The following is a 17049-nucleotide window of genomic DNA, read 5'->3' on the forward strand; positions in this document are numbered from 1 at the left end:
GGCTGGGAGCTGGCGGTCATAATTCCTGACACAGCGCGATCCTCAATGAACGACACGACGTCTTCCCCTTCACGTCTGCTCAAGATCACCGCTGCGACGGCGCGCTGGTTGTTGGGTTTGCTGATCGGTGCATGGCTCCTGCTTGCGCTGTCAGTCGTTGTCCTACATCTCTGGATTGTGCCGCGAATCGGCGACTACCGTGGCGCGCTGGAAGCGCAGGCCACGCGGGCCATCGGCGTGCCGGTGCGCATCGGTTCGATCGGCGCCCGGTCGGGCGGCCTGTTTCCCACGGTCGAGCTGCGCGACGTGGTGCTCCTGGACGCCAGCAACCAGGAGGCGCTGCGCCTCGAGCGGGTGGTGGCCAGCGTGTCGCCGCGCTCGCTCTGGAACCTGAGCTTCGAGCAGCTCTACATCGAGCGGCCGCAGGTCGAGGTCCGGCGCGATGCGCTCGGCAAGCTCCACGTTGCCGGCCTCGACATGTCGAACCAGACCAGCGGCGGCGGCGACGGTGCCGACTGGTTCTTCGCCCAGCGCGAGGTCGTGGTGCAGGGCGGCACGGTGCGCTGGACCGACGAACGGCGCAAGACCGGGCCGCTGCTCCTGACCGACGTCCAGTTCGTCGCCCGAAACGGCGGCCGCCGCCACGCGATGCGCCTCGACGCCACGCCGCCGGCCGGCTGGGGCGAGCGCATCACGCTGCGCGGCCGGTTCCGCCAGCCCCTGCTGTCGGTGCGCAGCGGCAACTGGCGCACCTGGGACGGCCAGGCCTATGCCGACCTGCCGTACATCGACGTCAAGCGGCTCGGCCGCTACGTCGACCTCGACGCCAGGATCCGCGAAGGCTCGGGCGGGCTGCGGATCTGGGCCGACGTCAATGACGGCGAGGTCACGGGCGGCGCGCTCGACCTGGCCTTGACCCGCATCGACGCCTCGCTCGGCAAGGAGCTCGAGCCGCTGGTGCTGCGCGACGTCACCGGACGCCTGACCGGCAAGCGCAGCGACGGCATGCTGGAGTTTGCAACCAGCCGGCTGCAGTTCGACACCGCCGACCAGATGCGCTGGCCCGGGGGCAACCTGTGGTTCCAGCACGCGCCGGCCAAGGGCCGTACCGCAGAGCGCACGGCGCTGCGAGCCGACCGGCTCGATCTCGCGGCGCTGGCGATGATCGCCGACCGGCTGCCGCTGGGCGAGGCGGCGCGCAAGCGGATCGAGACCTACCAGCCGCGGGGCCTGGTCGAACACATCGAGGCCAGCTGGCAAGGTTCGGCCGGCGAACCCGACCGCTATCAGTTCAAGGGGCGCATGAGCGGCTTCAGCGTGGCGTCGCAGCCGGGTGCGCCGGCCACGGCCCCGGTGCCCGCGACCGCGGCGCCGCCGCACGAGCCGGTCGGAACGCCCGGCGTGAGTGGCGCCACGGTCGACTTCGATGCCAGCCAGGCCGGCGGCAGCGCCACGCTGTCGATCGCCAACGGCGCGCTCGATCTGCCCGGCGTGTTCGAGGAGCCGGTGGTGCCGATCGAGCGGCTGTGGACCCAGCTCCAGTGGAAGCTCGAGGGGGGCGCGGCCCACTTGCAGGTCTCCAACCTGCGCTTCGCGAATGTCGATGCCGAGGGGGAGGCCGAGGCCAGCTGGCGCACCAGCGATCCCGCGGTATCGCGCGGCGCCGACCGCTATCCCGGCGTGCTCGATCTGCAGGGCAAGCTGACACGGGCCGACGGCACCCGGGTCTGGCGCTATCTGCCGCTTCACATCCCGAAGCACACCCGCGACTACGTGCGCGACGCGGTCACCAAGGGCACCGCCAGCGTGGTCGACTTCAAGGTCCGGGGCGATCTCTGGGACATGCCCTTCATGGACCCGAAGCACGGGGATTTCCGCATCGCCGCGAAGGTCGCCGACGTCAGCTATGCCTATGTGCCGCCGACGCCGGGGGAGACCAAGGTCTGGCCAGGGCTGACGGGCCTGTCGGGCGAGCTGGTGTTCGAGCGCGCGGGCATGCTGGTGCGCAATGCGCGCGGGCGCATCGCCGGCGCGCAGGGGATCGAGGTCTCGAAGGCCGAGGCCCAGATCGCCGACATGTCGCACCATGCGCCGGTGCTCAAGCTCGATGCGCAGGCCCGAGGTCCGCTGGGCGAACTGCTGCGCGTCGGCGGGCCGCTCGCCGGCGAAGTCGGCGCCACGCTGGCGGACATGCGCGCGACCGGCAATGCCGACTACAAGCTGCGCCTCGAGCTGCCGCTGGAGGCGATGGACAAGGCCAAGGTGCAGGCCGGCATCGTGCTGGCCGACAACGAGCTGCAGCTCGCGTCCGCCGCACCGGCGCTGACGCAGGCACGCGGCACGCTGAGCTTCACCGAGAGCGGCTTCTCGCTGGCCGGCGTGCAGGCCCGCGGGCTCGGCGGCGCGATGCGCTTCGAGGGCAGCGGCCGCTTCGGCAGCAAGCAGGAGCTGGACATCCGCGTCCAGGGCACGGCGAGCGCCGACGGCCTGCGCGCGGCGCGCGAGGTCGACTGGCTGGCGCGACTGGCCAGGAACGCGACCGGCAGCACGCCGTACGCGGCCCGTTTTTCGGTGCGCGAGGGCGCCTCCGAGTTCCTGCTCACGAGCAGCCTGCAGGGCCTGGGCCTGCAGCTGCCGGCGCCCATGGCCAAGGAGGCCGACCAGATCATGCCGCTGCGGGTCGAGAAGAAGGTCGTGCTGCGCGAAGCCCGGGCCGCAGGCGCCGCGCCGCTGGTCCACGACCAGATTGCGTTCGAGCTCGGCAAGGTCGGCTCGGCCAGCTACGTGCGCGACATCTCGGGCCGCGAGGCGCGCGTGCTGCGCGGCGGCATCGGCATCGGGCTGGAAGCCGGCGAATCCGCGCCGTTGCCGGAGCGCGGCGTGTTCGCGAACATGCGCTTCGCCCGGCTCGACTTGAGCGCCTGGCAGGCGCTGTTCAGCGAGACCACCGGCAAGGCGCCCGAAGCGGTGGCCAGCGTCGACAGCGGCGACGACGCGCTCGCCTACCTGCCCACGGTGATCGCGCTGCGCGCGCAGGCGCTGGCGTTCGGCGGCCGCACGCTGAACGACGTGGTGCTGGGCGGCACGCGCGATGGCCAGCTCTGGCGCGCCAACATCGACGCCACCGAGCTCAGCGGCTACGCCGAATACCGCCATGCGCAGGCCGGGCGGCTGTACGCGCGGCTCGCGCGACTCAAGATCGCCCGCAGCGAAGCCACCGCGGTCGAGTCGCTGCTCGACGAGCAGCCGAGCACGCTGCCGGCCCTCGACATCGTGGTCGACGACTTCGAACTGCTGGGCCGGCGGCTCGGCCGAGCCGAGATCGACGCGGTGAATCGCGGCGGTGTCGGGCGCGAATGGCGGCTCAACAAGCTGACCCTCACCAACCCCGACGCCACCTTCAATGCCCAGGGCAGCTGGGCGGCACCGCCTGGCGGCAGCGGCGGGCGCGAGCAGCGCCGCACCGCCATGGATTTCAAGCTCGACATCACGGATGCCGGCGCGCTGCTCAATCGCTTCGGCATGAAGGACGTGGTCCGGCGCGGCCGGGGCCGGCTCGAGGGCGAGGTGAACTGGACCGGCTCGCCGTTCTCGATCGACTACCCGAGCCTGGGCGGGCAACTGCAGATCGACGTCGAATCGGGACAGTTCCTGAAGGCCGATCCGGGCATCGCCAAGCTGCTCGGCGTGTTGAGCCTGCAGGCCCTGCCGCGGCGCCTCACGCTCGACTTCCGCGACGTGTTCAGTGCCGGCTTCGCCTTCGATTTCCTGCGCGGCGATGCCACGATCGTCAAGGGCGTGGCATCCACCAACAACCTGCAGATGAAAGGCGTCAACGCCGCCGTGCTGATGGATGGCTCGGCCGACATCGCGCGCGAGACGCAGAACATCCGGGTGGTGGTCGTGCCAGAGATCAGCGCCGGCACGGCGGCGCTGGTGGCGACCGCGATCAATCCGGCGATCGGCCTCGGGACCTTCCTGGCGCAGATGGTGCTGAGCCGGCCGCTGATCGCCGCCGCCACGCAGGAGTTCCAGATCGACGGCACCTGGACCGACCCGAAAATCACCCGGGTGGCGCGCCGGTCGACTCCCGCGGCCCAGGCTGCGCCGGCCGAGCCTTCGATTCCCCGATAAAACATGGCCCCCACGCTCATCACTTCGTGTATCGCTGCCCCCCGAGGGGGTGCAGTCCGCCCTTGGGGCGGCCCGGCGGGCGGCCTCAACGAGTTCAGGAGACAACCGCCATGAAAGTCGCAGCGATCCAGATGGTGTCGACCATCGCCCGCGAGGCCAACCTGGCGCGCGCCCACGACCTGCTGGCCCAGGCCTCGGCCGCGGGCGCCGAACTCGCGGTGCTGCCCGAGTACTTCTGCATGATGGGCCGGCGCGACACCGACAAGCTGGCGCTGCGCGAGACCGCCGGTGCCGGCACGGTGCAGAGCTTCCTGGCCGATGCCGCGCGCGAGTTCGGGCTCTGGATCGTCGGCGGCACGCTGCCGATCGAGACCGACGACGACCAGCATGTCTTCAACAGCTCGCTGGTCTACGGACCGGACGGCGCCTGCGTCGCGCGCTACGACAAGATCCACCTGTTCTTCTTCGACAACGGCCGCGAGCGCTACGACGAGCGCCGCGTGATCGCGCCGGGCTCGCAGCCCGTGTGCTTCGACCTGCCCTCGCGCGACGGCCGTCGCTGGCGCATCGGCATGAGCGTCTGCTACGACCTGCGTTTTCCCGAGCTCTACCGCGCGCTGGCGCGCGAGGGGGCCGAGCTGCTGCTGGTGCCCAGTGCCTTCACGCGCACCACCGGCGCCGCCCACTGGGAGGTCCTGCTGCGCGCCCGGGCGATCGAGAACCTCGCCTGGGTGGTCGCGCCCGCGCAAGGCGGCACCCACGAGAACGGACGCCAGACCTGGGGCCAGTCGATGGTGGTCGACCCCTGGGGCTCGGTGGTGGCGCAGCACGCCGAAGGAGAGGCCGTGGTGCTGTTCGAGATCGATGCCGCGCAGCTCGAAGCCGCGCGCGCGCAACTCCCCGCGCTGTCCCACAGCGTGATCTGAAGCCGGTGTCCGCGCCTGCACTGCCCGTCGCCCGCGTCCTGCGGCCCGCGTTCGCGCGCCTGCGCTTCATGCGCTCGGTGTGGCGGCGCTGGTTCCTCTGGGTGCTGCTGGCGATCCTGGTGCTGGCGCTGCTGGTCACCGTGGTCTGGCTGGCCGGGCGGCACGAGGTCGAGCAGACCCAGACCGTGCTGGACCGCGACACGGCCGATGCGGTGTCGGACCTGCGCGATGGCCTGCAACGCAACGTGCAGACGCTGCGCGCCTCGCTGGCCGGCGGGGTCGGCCGCGAGCAGTGGGAGACCCGGGCCGCGGGCCTGCTGCGGGACCATCGCGAATGGCTGCGTCTCGAATGGCGCGACCCGGCCCTGCGGCCGCTCGGGGCGGTCGATTCGCCCTATCGCCGGCGAGTGTTCGGCGACAACGAGCGCGGCCCCGACCAGACCGACGTCGAGCAGGCCTGCACCGCCGCGCGCAAGCTCGGCACGCCGGCCTATTCGCCCAGCCACTACGTGGCCTCGACCCAGGGCAGCGGCCTCGAGGTCCTGGAGCTGTGCGTGCCGGTCGAGGGCGGCGGCTATCTGGTGGCCGCCTACTCGCTGCGCGACACGCTGACCGAGATGCTGGCGCCGATGCTCAGCCGTGGCCAGGAGGTTGCCTTCACCGAGGCCGACGGCACCCGGCTCGTGGCGATCGGCGCGCCGCGCCGCATCGGCACGCGGGTCTTCACCTCGCAGCAGCTGATCGACCTTCCGGGTGCCACCCTGATGCTGCGCATCGACGGCTGGCGCGCCGTGCCCGACCTGTTCCCCAACATGCTGACCGCGCTGGTCACGGCGATCTCGATCGCGCTGGTGTCCGTGCTGGTGCTGCTGGCGCGCGACACACGCCGGCGCCTGCGCGCCGAACGCGATCTCGCCGATGCGCTGGCGTTTCGCAAGGCCATGGAGGACTCGGTCATCACGGGCTTGCGCGCGCGCGATCTCCAGGGCCGCATCACCTATGTCAATCCGGCCTTCTGCGAGATGGTGGGCTTCAGCGCCGAGGAGCTCATGGGCAGCGACGTCGAGGCGCCCTACTGGCCGACCGAACTGGCGCACGAATACCAGCGCCGGCAGGCGGTGCGGCTGGCCGGCGCCACGCCGCCGCGCGAAGGCTTCGAATCGGTCTTCATGCGCAAGGACGGCGCCCGCTTCCCGGTGCTGATCTTCGAGGCCCCGCTGATCAACGCCCAGGGTTCCCAGACCGGCTGGATGAGCGCCTTCATCGACATCAGCGAGCAGCGCCGCATCGAGGAACTGTCGCGGGCCAGCCAGGAGCGCCTGCAGGCCAGTGCGCGGCTGGCGACCGTCGGCGAGATGGCTTCGCTGCTGAGCCACGAACTGACGCAGCCGCTGGCGGCGATCGCGAGCTACGCCAGCGGCTCGCTCAACCTGCTCGGCGCCGACGGCCTGTCGCGCGCGAGCGAGCACGAAGAGGTCACGATGGCGGTGCGCCGCATCGCCGAGCAGGCCGACCGCGCCGGCCAGGTGATCCGCAGCGTGCACGACTTCGTGCGCCGGCGCGACCGCACGCGCGAGGCGGTTGCGCCCCAGGCGCTGGTCGACGCGGTGCTGCCGCTGGTGCGCCTGCAGGCGCGCAAGCTCGGCGTGCGCGTCGAGCTCGCGTTCGAGGAGCACCTGCCGGCCGTGGTGTGCGACCGGACGCTGGTCGAGCAGGTGCTGCTGAACCTGGCACGCAACGGCATGCAGGCGATGGACATGCCCGGCCTGGTCGAGCGGGTGCTGCGGCTGCGGGTCGTGCGCGCCAGCGGAAGTCCGGGTGCGGACGCGCGCCGCTGGCTCGAGTTCTCGGTCGCCGATGTCGGCTGCGGCATCAGCGACGAGGTGGCACCGCGCCTCTTCACGCCCTTCTTCACGACCCGGCCCGACGGCATGGGGCTGGGCCTGAGCCTGTGCCGCACCGTCGTCGAGCAGCACGGAGGCGTGCTCATGTTCGAGCCGCAGCGGCCGCGCGGCACGATCTTCCGTTTCACTCTTGCGACCGCCAGCTGACACTCACCTCATGCAACCCCTGATCGATGCCCTGATCTTCATCGTCGACGACGACGCGAGCGTGCGCGAGGCGCTGGCCTGGCTGCTGCGCTCGCGGCGCCTGGTGAGCGAGCAGTTTCCCAGCGCCGAAGCCTTCGAGGCGCGGCTGGCCGACGAGCCTTTGCTCGACCATCCGCACTGCCTGCTGCTCGACGTGCGCATGCCCGGCACCAGCGGGCTCGTTCTGTTCGACCGGCTCGCGGAACGCGGACTTCTCGACACCATGCCGGTGATCTTCCTGACCGGCCACGCGGATGTGCCGACCGCGGTGGACGCGGTCAAGCGCGGCGCCTTCGACTTCTGCGAGAAGCCTTTTTCGGACAACGCACTGGTCGACCGCATCGAGCATGCGCTCGGCGTCTCGCTGCACGCCATCGAGGCGCAACGCACGCGAAAGCTGCTCAAGCATCGCATCGACGAGCTGACGGAGCGCGAGCGCGACGTGATGCGCTGCGTGGTCGAAGGCCTGCCGAACAAGCTGATCGCCGATCAGCTCGCGATCAGCGTGCGCACGGTGGAGGTCCACCGCGCGCGCGTGTTCGAGAAGATGGAAGTCAAGTCGGCCGTGGAACTGGCCAACCTTCTGCGCGGCGTCTAGCCCTGCGGGCGTTCGCCGACGTAGATCTCCACGCGACGGTTCTGCGCCCGGCCGGCATCGCTGTTGTTGTCGGCGATCGGCTCGCGCGCGCCGCGGCCCTCGACGCGGATCGCTGCGGCCGGCACGCCGCGCGCGACCAGGTAGTCGCGCGTGCTGGCGGCACGCTCGATCGACAGCGGATTGTTGATGGCGTCGGTGCCGGTGCTGTCGGTGTGGCCGATGATGCGCACGTCGGCGTTCGGGTTGTTGCGCAGGCCGCTGGCGAACTGGTCGAGCACCGGCGAGAAATTGGGCTTGATCGCCGAGCGGCCGACGTCGAAGGAGATGTCGCTCGGGATCGCGAGCTTGAGCTCGTTGTTGGCGGTCTGGGTCACGGCCACGCCGGTGCCCTTGGTGGCTGCTTCCATCTGGCGCTTCTGGTTCTCCATGCGTTGCGACCACAGGTAGCCGCCCGCCGCACCCGCCAACGCGCCGACCGCCGCACCGGTGCCGATCGCGCCCCGGTTGCCGCCGGTGGCCGAGCCGATCGCCGCGCCCGCGAGCGCGCCCACCCCGGCACCGATGCCGGTGTTGCGCTGGGTGTCGGTCATGCCGGTGCCGGTGCCGGCACAGCCTGACAGGACGAGCGCTGCGGCACTGGTGGCAAGTACGAAATTTCTCATGTCAATCCTTCTCGGGGTGCAAAACGAAGAACGACGATTATCCCGAGCGACTCACGTCGAATTTGCGGTGCGGCGGTTTCCGCATGTAACACCCCCGGCGTTCGAGAGTCCTGGCCTGGCTTGCCGCTGCTTGCTGCGCTGCTAGCGATTCGATAGCGAGCGGCGCTGCGGCCGACAGGCCGAAGCGGCTCGGGGCTACGCCGTCAATCGCGCGGCGGCGGTTCGGCGGGTGAGCGCGGCGGCGTGCCCGGCGGCGCTTCGTCGGTGCCGTGCACGTCGTGCAGTTCGCCGCCCTTGCGGCCCGAGAACATAGTCCACCAGATGATGAGGATGAACACGATTCCGGCGCCGAGGGCTTCAAGCAAAATCAGACCCATGAACAAAGGACTCCGGTGGCTGGTAGGACTCGTGATCGTAGCAACGCTGGCGGGTTGCAGTGTCGGCACCCGACGGCCCGAGGTGCCGGCGGCGACGCCGAGCACGGCTGCGCCGCGCGATCTCGGCCCGCTGACCGGATCGCTCGCGCATCCCAAGAGCCGGTGGACGCCCGTGGCCTGGTCCGAGCTGCCGGGCTTCAACGAGGATGCGTTGCATGAAGGCTGGGTGGCGATGGTCGCCAACTGCGGGCGGCCGAACGCCGCCATCGCGCCGTTGTGCCGCGAGGTTCGCCAGCTCGCGTTGGCCGACGCCGACCAGCAGCGCGAATGGATGATGCAGCGACTGCAGCCCTTCCGGGTCGAATCGCCCGCGGGCCCGAGCGAAGGCAAGCTCACGAGCTATTACGAACCGGTCTTCGACGCCACGCGCCTGCCGACCGCGACGAACAACGTACCGCTCTACCAGACGCCCGCGGGCCTGGTCGCCAGGCGGCCGTGGTACACGCGCCAGGAAATCGACACCCTGCCCCAGGCCCAGGCCGCGCTGCGCGGCAGGGAGATCGCCTGGCTGGCCGACCCGATCGACGCACTCATGCTCCACATCCAGGGTTCGGGGCGGCTGCGCATCACCGAAGCCGACGGCTCGCAGCGCACGGTGCGCGTGGCCTTCGCGGCAACCAACGAGCAGCCCTACCGGAGCGTGCAGCAATGGCTCATGAGCCAGGGCGCGACCAAGGTGAGCCTGTGGCCGGAGGACACCAAGCTGTGGGTGGCGCAGAACCCGCAGCGCGTGTCGCAACTGCTGTGGAGCAATCCGCGCTATGTGTTCTTTCGCGAGGAGCCCTTGAACGAGGTCGATGCGGCCTCGGGGCCGGTGGGGGCGCAGGGCGTGCCGCTCACGGCCGGCCGCTCGATCGCGGTCGATCGCGACAGCATCCCCTACGGCACGCCGGTCTGGCTCGCTTCGCCGGGACCGGCCGTGCCGCTGGCCAAGCTGGTGGTCGCGCAGGACACCGGCAGCGCCATCGTCGGCGCGGTGCGCGCCGACTACTTCGCGGGCACCGGCGCCGATGCGGGCCGCGTCGCGGCTCGCGTCAATCAGCCGCTGCGCCTGTGGGCTCTGTGGCCTCGATAGGGTCTGATTGCGCCGACGCCCCTCTGCGCGTGAGCTGCCGCGGCCCGGCTTTGCCGGGCCGCTGGCAGCGCCCCCTGAAAGGGGGGGGGCGGCTACACGAAGTGAGCCAACCTGGGGGTCAGCCCATTTTTACGACGAAGATGGTGAGCATGGTCACGATCATGATGTGCATGAGGAACTCGAGCCGCCGCTCGCGCGGCGCGATGGCCAGCGCGGCGCCTGCCACGATCAGCGTCAAGGCGCCGAATACGAGATCGAAAGAGAAGTCCACTGAACCGTCGTCCTCGCTGGCGCACCGCGCCTGCACGATCACGGATTATCAATGAGGGCCGCAAGGCGGAGCCGGACTTCAGGGCAGCGGCAGCGCGGTCTTGTAGCGCACCTGCTTGAGCGCGAAGCTCGAACGGATCTTCTCGATGCCGGCGATCGGCGTCAGCTGCTCGAGGATGAACTTCTCCAGCGCCGCGATGTCGGCCACCGCGACCCGGATCAGGTAGTCGCTGTCGCCGGTCATGAGATAGCACTCCATCACTTCGTCGTGCTCCGCGATGCGCTGTTCGAACTCGGCCAGCGACTGCTTGCTCTGCGACTTGAGGCTGATCGAGATGAAGACGTTCAGGCCCAGGCCCAGCGCGCCGGCATGGACCAGTGCCACGTAGCGCTGGATCACGCCCGCGCCTTCGAGCGCCTTCACGCGCGCCAGGCAGGGCGAGGGCGACAGCTGGATGCGGCGTGCCAGTTCGACGTTCGACAGCGCGCCGTCGCGCTGCAGTTCGTCGAGAATGCGAAGGTCGATCGTGTCCAGTTGCATTCGATGCTGTTGATTGGGAGGGTCGCGGCATTTTATGCGGCTGATGCCTCGAAAAAGGCGTACAAACAGCAGCTAGTTTCAACGCCGCCGGCCTAAATTGCGGCTCATGAACGCTCCGATTTCCCCCAGCCAGCTGCGCGCCCTGTTCGACATGCCCGTGCACGATCCCGACCCCGTCGAAACCGCCGAATGGCGCGAGGCTTTCGTCGCGCTGGCAGAGGCCCACGGGCCGGAGCGGGCGCGCTGGATGCTCGACGAACTGGCTCGTCTGGCGCGGGCCCGGCGCATCGGCTGGCAGCCCGAACTGGCGACCCCCTACGTCAACACTATCGCGGTCGACGACCAGCCCGTGTTCCCCGGCGACCTCGCGATCGAGGAGCGCCTCGCCTCGCTGATGCGCTGGAACGCGCTCGCGATGGTGGTGCGCGCCAACCAGGCCTATGGCGAACTCGGCGGCCACATCGCGAGCTATGCCAGCGCGGCCGACCTGTTCGAGACCGGCTTCAACCATTTCTTCCACGCGCGCACCGACGCCGAGCCGCGCCGAGCCGCCCCAAGCGGCGAGCGCCCCCCGAGGGGGGGCAGCGACCCACACGAAGTGGGGGAGCGTGGGGGGCAACACCTTGGCGATCTCGTGTTCTTCCAGCCGCACAGCGCGCCCGGCGTGTATGCGCGCGCCTTCCTCGAAGGCCGGCTCGGCGAGGACGACCTCACGCACTACCGCCAGGAACTGACCGCGCCCGCCTTCACTGAAGGCCGCGGCGCCCGGGGCCTCAGCAGCTACCCGCACCCGTACCTGATGCCGGACTTCTGGCAGTTCCCGACCGGCTCAATGGGGATCGGTCCGATCAGCTCGATCTACCACGCGCGCTTCATGCGCTACCTGACGCATCGCAACCTGCTGAACTGCGAAGGTCGCAAGGTCTGGGGCGTGTTCGGCGACGGCGAGATGGACGAGCCCGAATCGATGAGCGCGCTGACTCTCGCCGCACGCGAGAAGCTCGACAACCTGGTGTGGGTGGTCAACTGCAACCTGCAGCGCCTGGACGGCCCGGTGCGCGGCAACGGCCGCATCATCGACGAACTCGAGAAGCTGTTCGCCGGGGCCGGCTGGAACGTCATCAAGCTGGTCTGGGGCAGCGACTGGGACGGTCTCTTCGCGCGCGACACCGGCGGCGCGCTGGCGCGCGCCTTCGCCAACACGGTCGACGGCCAGATGCAGACCTTCGCGGCCAAGGACGGGCGCTACAACCGCGACACCTTCTTCGGCCAGGACGAGGCGCTCGCGCGCCTGGCGCAGGGCATGACCGACGAGCAGATCGACCGCCTGAAGCGCGGCGGCCACGACCTTGTGAAGATCCACGCCGCCTATGCCGCCGCGGCCGCGCACAGCGGCCAGCCGACCGTGATCCTGGCCCACACCAAGAAGGGCTACGGCATGGGCAGCGCGGGCCAGGGCAAGATGACCACGCACTCGCAGAAGAAGTTCGAGGACACCGACCTGATCGAGTTCCGCGACCGCTTCGACCTGCCGCTCACCGACGCGCAAGCCACCTCGCTCGCCTTCTACAAGCCGGCCGAGGACAGCCCCGAGATGCGCTACCTGCTGGACCGGCGCGCCGCGCTCGGCGGCAGCATGCCGCGCCGCGTGACCGACTGCGAGCCCGTCGCCAAGCCCGCCATCGCGGCCTACGCGCAGTTCGCCGTGGCGGCCGCCGGCAAGGAGATGAGCACCACCATGGCCTTCGTGCGCATGCTGGGCAACCTCATGAAGGACGCCGCCCTGGGCCCGCGCGTGGTGCCGATCGTGGCCGACGAGGCGCGCACCTTCGGCATGGCCAACCTGTTCAAGCAGGTCGGCATCTATTCGAGCGTGGGCCAGCGCTACGCGCCCGAGGACATCGGCTCGGTGCTCTCGTACCGCGAAGCCACCGACGGCCAGATCCTCGAGGAGGGCATCAGCGAGGCCGGCGCGATCGCGAGCTGGACCGCCGCGGCCACCAGCTACAGCGTGCACGGGCTGGCGATGCTGCCGTTCTACATCTACTACTCGATGTTCGGCTTCCAGCGCGTGGGCGACCAGATCTGGGCCGCGGCCGACCAGCGCGCGCGCGGCTTCCTGCTCGGGGCCACCTCGGGGCGCACCACGCTGGGCGGCGAAGGGCTGCAGCACCAGGACGGCTCCAGCCACCTGATCGCCGCGACCATTCCGAACTGCAAGGCCTACGACCCGGCGTTCGCGGGCGAGATGGCGGTGATCGTCGATGCCGGCATCCGCGAGATGATGGTCGAGCAGAAGGACGTCTTCTACTACGTCACGCTCATGAACGAGAACTACGCGCAGCCCGACCTGCCCGCGGGCGCCGAGGCCGACGTGCTGCGTGGCTGCTATCGCTTCGAAGGCTGGCAGGGCGCGCGGGCGGACTCGTCGAAAGTCGAGGTCACGCTGCTCGGCTCCGGTGCGATCCTGACCGAAGTTATCAAGGCGGCACAGCAACTCGCCGAGCAGGGCATCACCGCGGAGGTCTTCAGCGTCACCAGCTGGAGCGAGCTTGCGCGCGACGGCCGCGCCTGCGAGGAGCGGGCACTGGCGGGTGAGGCGGAACCGGGCACGCCGTTCATTGCGCGGCAGCTTGCGGGCGGCAGCGGCCCCGTGATCGCGGCGACCGACTATGTGCGCACGGTGCCCGAGAGTGTTCGCGCCTTCCTGCCCGAGGGCCGGCGCTTCCTGACGCTCGGCACCGACGGCTTCGGCCGCAGCGACACGCGCGCCGCCTTGCGCCAGTTCTTCGGCGTCGACGCGCAGCGCATCGTGCGCGCGGCACGGCACGCGCTCGCATCGCGCTGAGGCGCCTATGATGCTCGCGCGCGCTGCGCGAACCTCCTAGGACCTCTCATGAAAAAAGCAGGACTCATCGGCCTGGGCGCCATGGGCGCGGGCATTGCCGCCACGCTGCGCGACCGCGGCTACGAGATGCACGTGTGCGACGCGCGCCCCGGTGCGGCGCTGCGCTTCGCCGAGGCCGGCGGCGTCGCCTGGGCCACGCCGGCGCAGGTGGCGGCGGCCTGCGAGGTCGTGATCTCGGTGGTGGTCAACGCCGCACAGACCGAAGCGGTGCTGTTCGGCGAAGGCGGCGCGGCCGCGGCGATGCAGCCCGGCAGCGTGTTCGTGATGTGCTCGACCGTCGACCCCCACTGGTCGATCGCCCTGGAAGAGCGCTTGAACGCCATCGGCATCCAGTACATCGACGCGCCGATCTCCGGCGGCGCCGCCAAGGCCGCGAGCGGCCAGATGACCGTGATGAGCTCGGCCCGGCCCGAGGCCTATGCACGCGCCGACGCGGTGCTCGACGCCATGGCCGGCAAGGTCTACCGCCTGGGCGAGCGCGCCGGCGCCGGCAGCAAGGTGAAGATCATCAACCAGCTGCTGGCCGGCGTGCACATCGCGGCCGCGGCCGAGGCGATGGCGCTGGGCCTGCGCGAGGGCGTGGCGCCCGAGGCGCTCTACGAGGTCATCACGCACAGCGCCGGCAACAGCTGGATGTTCGAGAACCGCATGGCCCATGTGCTGGCGGGCGACTACACGCCGCTGTCGGCGGTCGACATCTTCGTCAAGGACCTCGGGCTGGTGCTCGACACCGCGCGCGCCAGCAAGTTTCCACTGCCGCTCGCTTCCACCGCGCACCAGATGTTCATGCAGGCCTCCAGCGCCGGCTTCGCCAGGGAAGACGACAGCGCGGTGATCAAGATCTTCCCGGGCATCGAGCTGCCGGGCTCTTCGTCGTCCTGATCGCGTCTTAACATCACGCCCATGCCCCGATTCGCCGCCAATCTCTCGATGCTCTATCCGGAGCTCGACTTTCTCGATCGCTTCGACGCCGCCGCCAAGGACGGCTTTCGCGCGGTCGAGTACCTGTTCCCCTACGCCTGCGCGCCGCACGAGTTGTCGGCGCGGCTGTCGGCCAACGGCCTGCAGCAGGTGCTGTTCAACGCGCCGCCGGGCGACTGGGAGCGCGGCGAGCGCGGACTGGCCTGCCTGCCCGGGCGCGAGGCCGAGTTCCGCGCGGGCCTGCACAAGGCGATCGAGTACGCGGTCGCGCTGGACTGCCCGCGCATCCACGTCATGGCCGGCCTGGTGCCCGAGGGCGTCGAGCGCGAGACGGTGCAGCCGACCTATCTGGCCAACCTGCACTGGGCCACGGTCGAAGCGGCCAAGGCCGGGCGCGACCTGCTGATCGAGCCGATCAACACGCGCGACATCCCGCGCTTCTTCCTGAACCGGCAGGACCACGCGCACGAGATCGTCGAGGCGGTCGGCGCGCTCAACCTGCAGGTCCAGATGGACCTCTACCACTGCCAGATCGTCGAGGGCGACGTGGCGATGAAGATCCGCAAGTACCTGCCCACCGGCCGTGTCGGCCACTTCCAGATCGCCGGCGTGCCCGATCGCAACGAACCCGACGTCGGCGAGCTGAACCACGCCTACCTGTTCGACGTCATCGACGAGGTGTCCGCCGAATGCGGCTGGCAGGGCTGGGTCGGCTGCGAGTACCGGCCTCGGCGCGGCGCGGTCGCCGATGGCACCTCCGCCGGACTCGGCTGGCTGCGGTCCCTGCCGCGCTCTTCGCGCGCATGACGGCGCCCATGAAGCTCGAAGCCGTTCGCATCCCGCCGCGACTGCGGGCCTTCCCGGCCGGCGATGCCGAGGTCTTCGATGTCACGCTGGACGGCGCGCAGGTCGCGGCCGTCGTGCCGAGCCGTCAGCCGGCGCGCGGCACCTTGCTGAGCGCGATGGTCGACGCCCATGCCCACATCGACAAGAACTTCACGGTGCGGGAGGCCGGCGCGGCCGAGGGCAACCTGTTCGCGGCGATCGAGCGCATGGCCGCGCATCGCGCGGGCTGGACGGCGGCGTCGCTGCGCACGCGCATGCAGCGCGCGCTGGACGAAGCCTGGCGCGCCGGCACGCGTGCGCTGCGCACCCATCTCGACTGGGGCGGCGCCGAGGCGCCGGTCTCGCTGGCGGTCTTCACGCAGTTGCGCGACGAATGGCGCGGCCGCATCGAGCTGCAGTTCGTCGCCCTGACGCCGCTCGACCTGTTCGCCGATGGCGATGCCGGCGAACGCGCGGCGAGGGCGGTGAAGCGCGCGGGCGGCGTGCTGGGCGCCTTCGTCTATCGCAACGAAGCCATCGTGCACAAGCTCGGGCGGGTCTTCGACCTGGCGCAGGAGCACGGCCTGGCGCTGGACTTCCATGTCGACGAAGGGCTCGACGCGGACGCGACCGGCCTGCGCACCATCGCGCAACTCACGATTGCTCGCGGCCTGCGGGGCCGCGTGACCTGCGGCCATGCCTGCTCGCTGTCGGTGCAGGACGACGCCAGCGCCAACGACACGCTGGCGCTGTGCGCGCAGGCAGGCATCCACCTGGTCGCCTTGCCGAGCACCAACCTCTACCTGCAGGGCGCCTGGGACCGTACCCCGGTGCAGCGCGGCATCACGCGCCTGCGCGAAGCCGCCGCCCGCGGCCTGCGACCGAGCCTCGCGACCGACAACGTGCAGGATGCCTTCTACCCCTACGGCGGCTACGACCTGGTCGAGACCTTCGGCCTCGGCGTGCAGATGGCGCACCTCGCGCCGGCCGCCGACTGGCTCGACGCCATCACCGTGAGCCCGGCGCGGGCGCTGGGGCTGGACTGGGACGGGCGCATCGCGCCCGGCTGCCCGGCCGACCTGGTGCTGCTGGCCGCGACCGACGAATACGAACTGCTGGACCCGCGCGGCCGACGGCGCACCGTCATCCGCGCCGGCCGCGCCCTGGAGAACGACGAATGAGCATGGGCAAACCGATGGCCAACTACGCGGCCGCCAAGCGCGTCGGGGACTTCGTCTTCATGAGCGGCGTGGTCGCGGTCGATCCCTCGACCCGCCGTGCCGTGGCAGGCTACGAGGACATTCCCGACGACGCGCGCGCGGCCTTGCGCACGCTCGGCTACGCCACCGGCCAGATGTCGGTCGATGTGTTCGAGGCCGCCATCGTGGCGCAGAGCTGGTTCGTGCTCGAGCGCATCCGCCAGATCGCCGCCGAGCATGGCGGGACGATGGACGACGTGGTCAAGCTGGTCCAGTACTTCCGCCGCCTGCCCGACTACGCGCCGTACAACCGGGTGCGCGGGCTGTTCTACCCGGGCGAGCCGCCGGTCAGCACGGTGGTCGAGGTGTCGCGCTTCCTGCCCGGGGACGAGGTGCTGGTCGAGGTCGAAGCGACGGCGTACCTGCCGCAGCGCTGATCAGGCCGGCGCCGGGCCGCCAGCGC

The 17049-nt window shown here is 70.5% G+C and carries 14 protein-coding genes; 10 read left to right on the forward strand and 4 right to left on the reverse strand.

Annotated features, from left to right (window positions below; genetic code table 11):
* Positions 1-45: 45 nt before the first annotated feature.
* From AB4Z46_RS14985 to AB4Z46_RS15000, 4 genes are all read left to right on the forward strand, one after another.
* Entirely contained in the window at positions 46-4134 is a 4089-nt protein-coding gene (locus AB4Z46_RS14985; protein ID WP_442284292.1) for a YhdP family protein, read from the forward strand.
* Positions 4135-4244: 110 nt separating this feature from the next.
* Positions 4245-5060 carry a carbon-nitrogen hydrolase family protein gene (locus AB4Z46_RS14990; RefSeq protein WP_442284293.1) on the forward strand — a complete coding sequence of 272 codons (816 nt, stop codon included), beginning with the start codon at positions 4245-4247 and terminating at the stop codon, positions 5058-5060.
* Between the two features lie 68 nt (positions 5061-5128).
* Entirely contained in the window at positions 5129-7111 is a 1983-nt protein-coding gene (locus AB4Z46_RS14995; RefSeq protein WP_442284378.1) for a two-component system sensor histidine kinase NtrB, read from the forward strand.
* 10 nt (positions 7112-7121) lie between these two features.
* Complete coding sequence (locus AB4Z46_RS15000; protein ID WP_442284294.1) at positions 7122-7748, forward strand: response regulator transcription factor; 627 nt, start codon at positions 7122-7124, stop codon at positions 7746-7748.
* Here AB4Z46_RS15000 and AB4Z46_RS15005 read toward each other — a convergent pair.
* On the reverse strand, positions 7745-8410 hold the full coding sequence (locus AB4Z46_RS15005) for an OmpA family protein (protein WP_442284295.1): 666 nt from the start codon (positions 8408-8410) through the stop codon (positions 7745-7747). The two genes, AB4Z46_RS15000 and AB4Z46_RS15005, sit on opposite strands and share 4 nt — an antisense overlap.
* Before the next feature lie 203 nt (positions 8411-8613).
* Positions 8614-8787, reverse strand: a complete 174-nt coding sequence (locus AB4Z46_RS15010) for a hypothetical protein (RefSeq protein ID WP_442284296.1) — start codon at positions 8785-8787, stop codon at positions 8614-8616.
* On the opposite strand from AB4Z46_RS15010, the gene mltA reads away from it, so the two are divergent.
* The gene (mltA, locus tag AB4Z46_RS15015; protein WP_442284297.1) at positions 8786-9922 is read left to right on the forward strand and encodes a murein transglycosylase A; all 1137 of its coding nucleotides are present in this window, start codon (positions 8786-8788) and stop codon (positions 9920-9922) included. The genes AB4Z46_RS15010 and mltA overlap by 2 nt on opposite strands.
* A 118-nt stretch (positions 9923-10040) precedes the next feature.
* Here the strand turns inward: mltA and AB4Z46_RS15020 are convergent, their stop codons facing one another.
* Positions 10041-10235 carry a hypothetical protein gene (locus tag AB4Z46_RS15020; RefSeq protein ID WP_442284298.1) on the reverse strand — a complete coding sequence of 65 codons (195 nt, stop codon included), beginning with the start codon at positions 10233-10235 and terminating at the stop codon, positions 10041-10043.
* A gap of 36 nt (positions 10236-10271) precedes the next feature.
* Positions 10272-10733 carry an Lrp/AsnC family transcriptional regulator gene (locus tag AB4Z46_RS15025; protein WP_442284299.1) on the reverse strand — a complete coding sequence of 154 codons (462 nt, stop codon included), beginning with the start codon at positions 10731-10733 and terminating at the stop codon, positions 10272-10274.
* Positions 10734-10839: 106 nt separating this feature from the next.
* Between AB4Z46_RS15025 and aceE the strand changes: the two genes are divergently transcribed.
* From aceE to AB4Z46_RS15050, 5 genes are read left to right on the forward strand one after another with little or no spacing between them, the layout of a single operon-like run.
* A complete protein-coding gene (gene aceE / locus AB4Z46_RS15030; protein ID WP_442284300.1) occupies positions 10840-13581 on the forward strand; it encodes a pyruvate dehydrogenase (acetyl-transferring), homodimeric type in 2742 nt (913 codons plus the stop codon).
* Positions 13582-13629: 48 nt separating this feature from the next.
* Positions 13630-14523, forward strand: a complete 894-nt coding sequence (gene ltnD / locus AB4Z46_RS15035) for an L-threonate dehydrogenase (protein ID WP_442284301.1) — start codon at positions 13630-13632, stop codon at positions 14521-14523.
* 21 nt (positions 14524-14544) lie between these two features.
* On the forward strand, positions 14545-15369 hold the full coding sequence (otnI, locus tag AB4Z46_RS15040; protein ID WP_442284302.1) for a 2-oxo-tetronate isomerase: 825 nt from the start codon (positions 14545-14547) through the stop codon (positions 15367-15369).
* Between the two features lie 8 nt (positions 15370-15377).
* The gene (locus AB4Z46_RS15045; protein ID WP_442284303.1) at positions 15378-16568 is read left to right on the forward strand and encodes an amidohydrolase family protein; all 1191 of its coding nucleotides are present in this window, start codon (positions 15378-15380) and stop codon (positions 16566-16568) included.
* On the forward strand, positions 16565-17023 hold the full coding sequence (locus AB4Z46_RS15050; RefSeq protein ID WP_442284304.1) for a RidA family protein: 459 nt from the start codon (positions 16565-16567) through the stop codon (positions 17021-17023). Before AB4Z46_RS15045 ends, AB4Z46_RS15050 begins: the two co-directional genes overlap by 4 nt.
* Positions 17024-17049: the final 26 nt, after the last annotated feature.

Source organism: Variovorax sp. M-6 (assembly GCF_052114385.1).
Taxonomy (GTDB): Bacteria; Pseudomonadota; Gammaproteobacteria; order Burkholderiales; family Burkholderiaceae_C; genus Variovorax.

Coding starts and splice junctions, on each gene's coding strand:
- AB4Z46_RS15050 (WP_442284304.1), top strand. CDS start 16,565: ATGAGCATGGGCAAACCGATGGCCAACTACGCGGCCGCCAAGCGCGTC.
- mltA (WP_442284297.1), top strand. CDS start 8,786: ATGAACAAAGGACTCCGGTGGCTGGTAGGACTCGTGATCGTAGCAACG.
- AB4Z46_RS15005 (WP_442284295.1), bottom strand. CDS start 8,410: ATGAGAAATTTCGTACTTGCCACCAGTGCCGCAGCGCTCGTCCTGTCA.
- AB4Z46_RS14995 (WP_442284378.1), top strand. CDS start 5,129: ATGCGCTCGGTGTGGCGGCGCTGGTTCCTCTGGGTGCTGCTGGCGATC.
- AB4Z46_RS15010 (WP_442284296.1), bottom strand. CDS start 8,787: ATGGGTCTGATTTTGCTTGAAGCCCTCGGCGCCGGAATCGTGTTCATC.
- AB4Z46_RS14985 (WP_442284292.1), top strand. CDS start 46: ATGAACGACACGACGTCTTCCCCTTCACGTCTGCTCAAGATCACCGCT.
- AB4Z46_RS14990 (WP_442284293.1), top strand. CDS start 4,245: ATGAAAGTCGCAGCGATCCAGATGGTGTCGACCATCGCCCGCGAGGCC.
- AB4Z46_RS15045 (WP_442284303.1), top strand. CDS start 15,378: ATGAAGCTCGAAGCCGTTCGCATCCCGCCGCGACTGCGGGCCTTCCCG.
- aceE (WP_442284300.1), top strand. CDS start 10,840: ATGAACGCTCCGATTTCCCCCAGCCAGCTGCGCGCCCTGTTCGACATG.
- otnI (WP_442284302.1), top strand. CDS start 14,545: ATGCCCCGATTCGCCGCCAATCTCTCGATGCTCTATCCGGAGCTCGAC.
- AB4Z46_RS15000 (WP_442284294.1), top strand. CDS start 7,122: ATGCAACCCCTGATCGATGCCCTGATCTTCATCGTCGACGACGACGCG.
- AB4Z46_RS15025 (WP_442284299.1), bottom strand. CDS start 10,733: ATGCAACTGGACACGATCGACCTTCGCATTCTCGACGAACTGCAGCGC.
- ltnD (WP_442284301.1), top strand. CDS start 13,630: ATGAAAAAAGCAGGACTCATCGGCCTGGGCGCCATGGGCGCGGGCATT.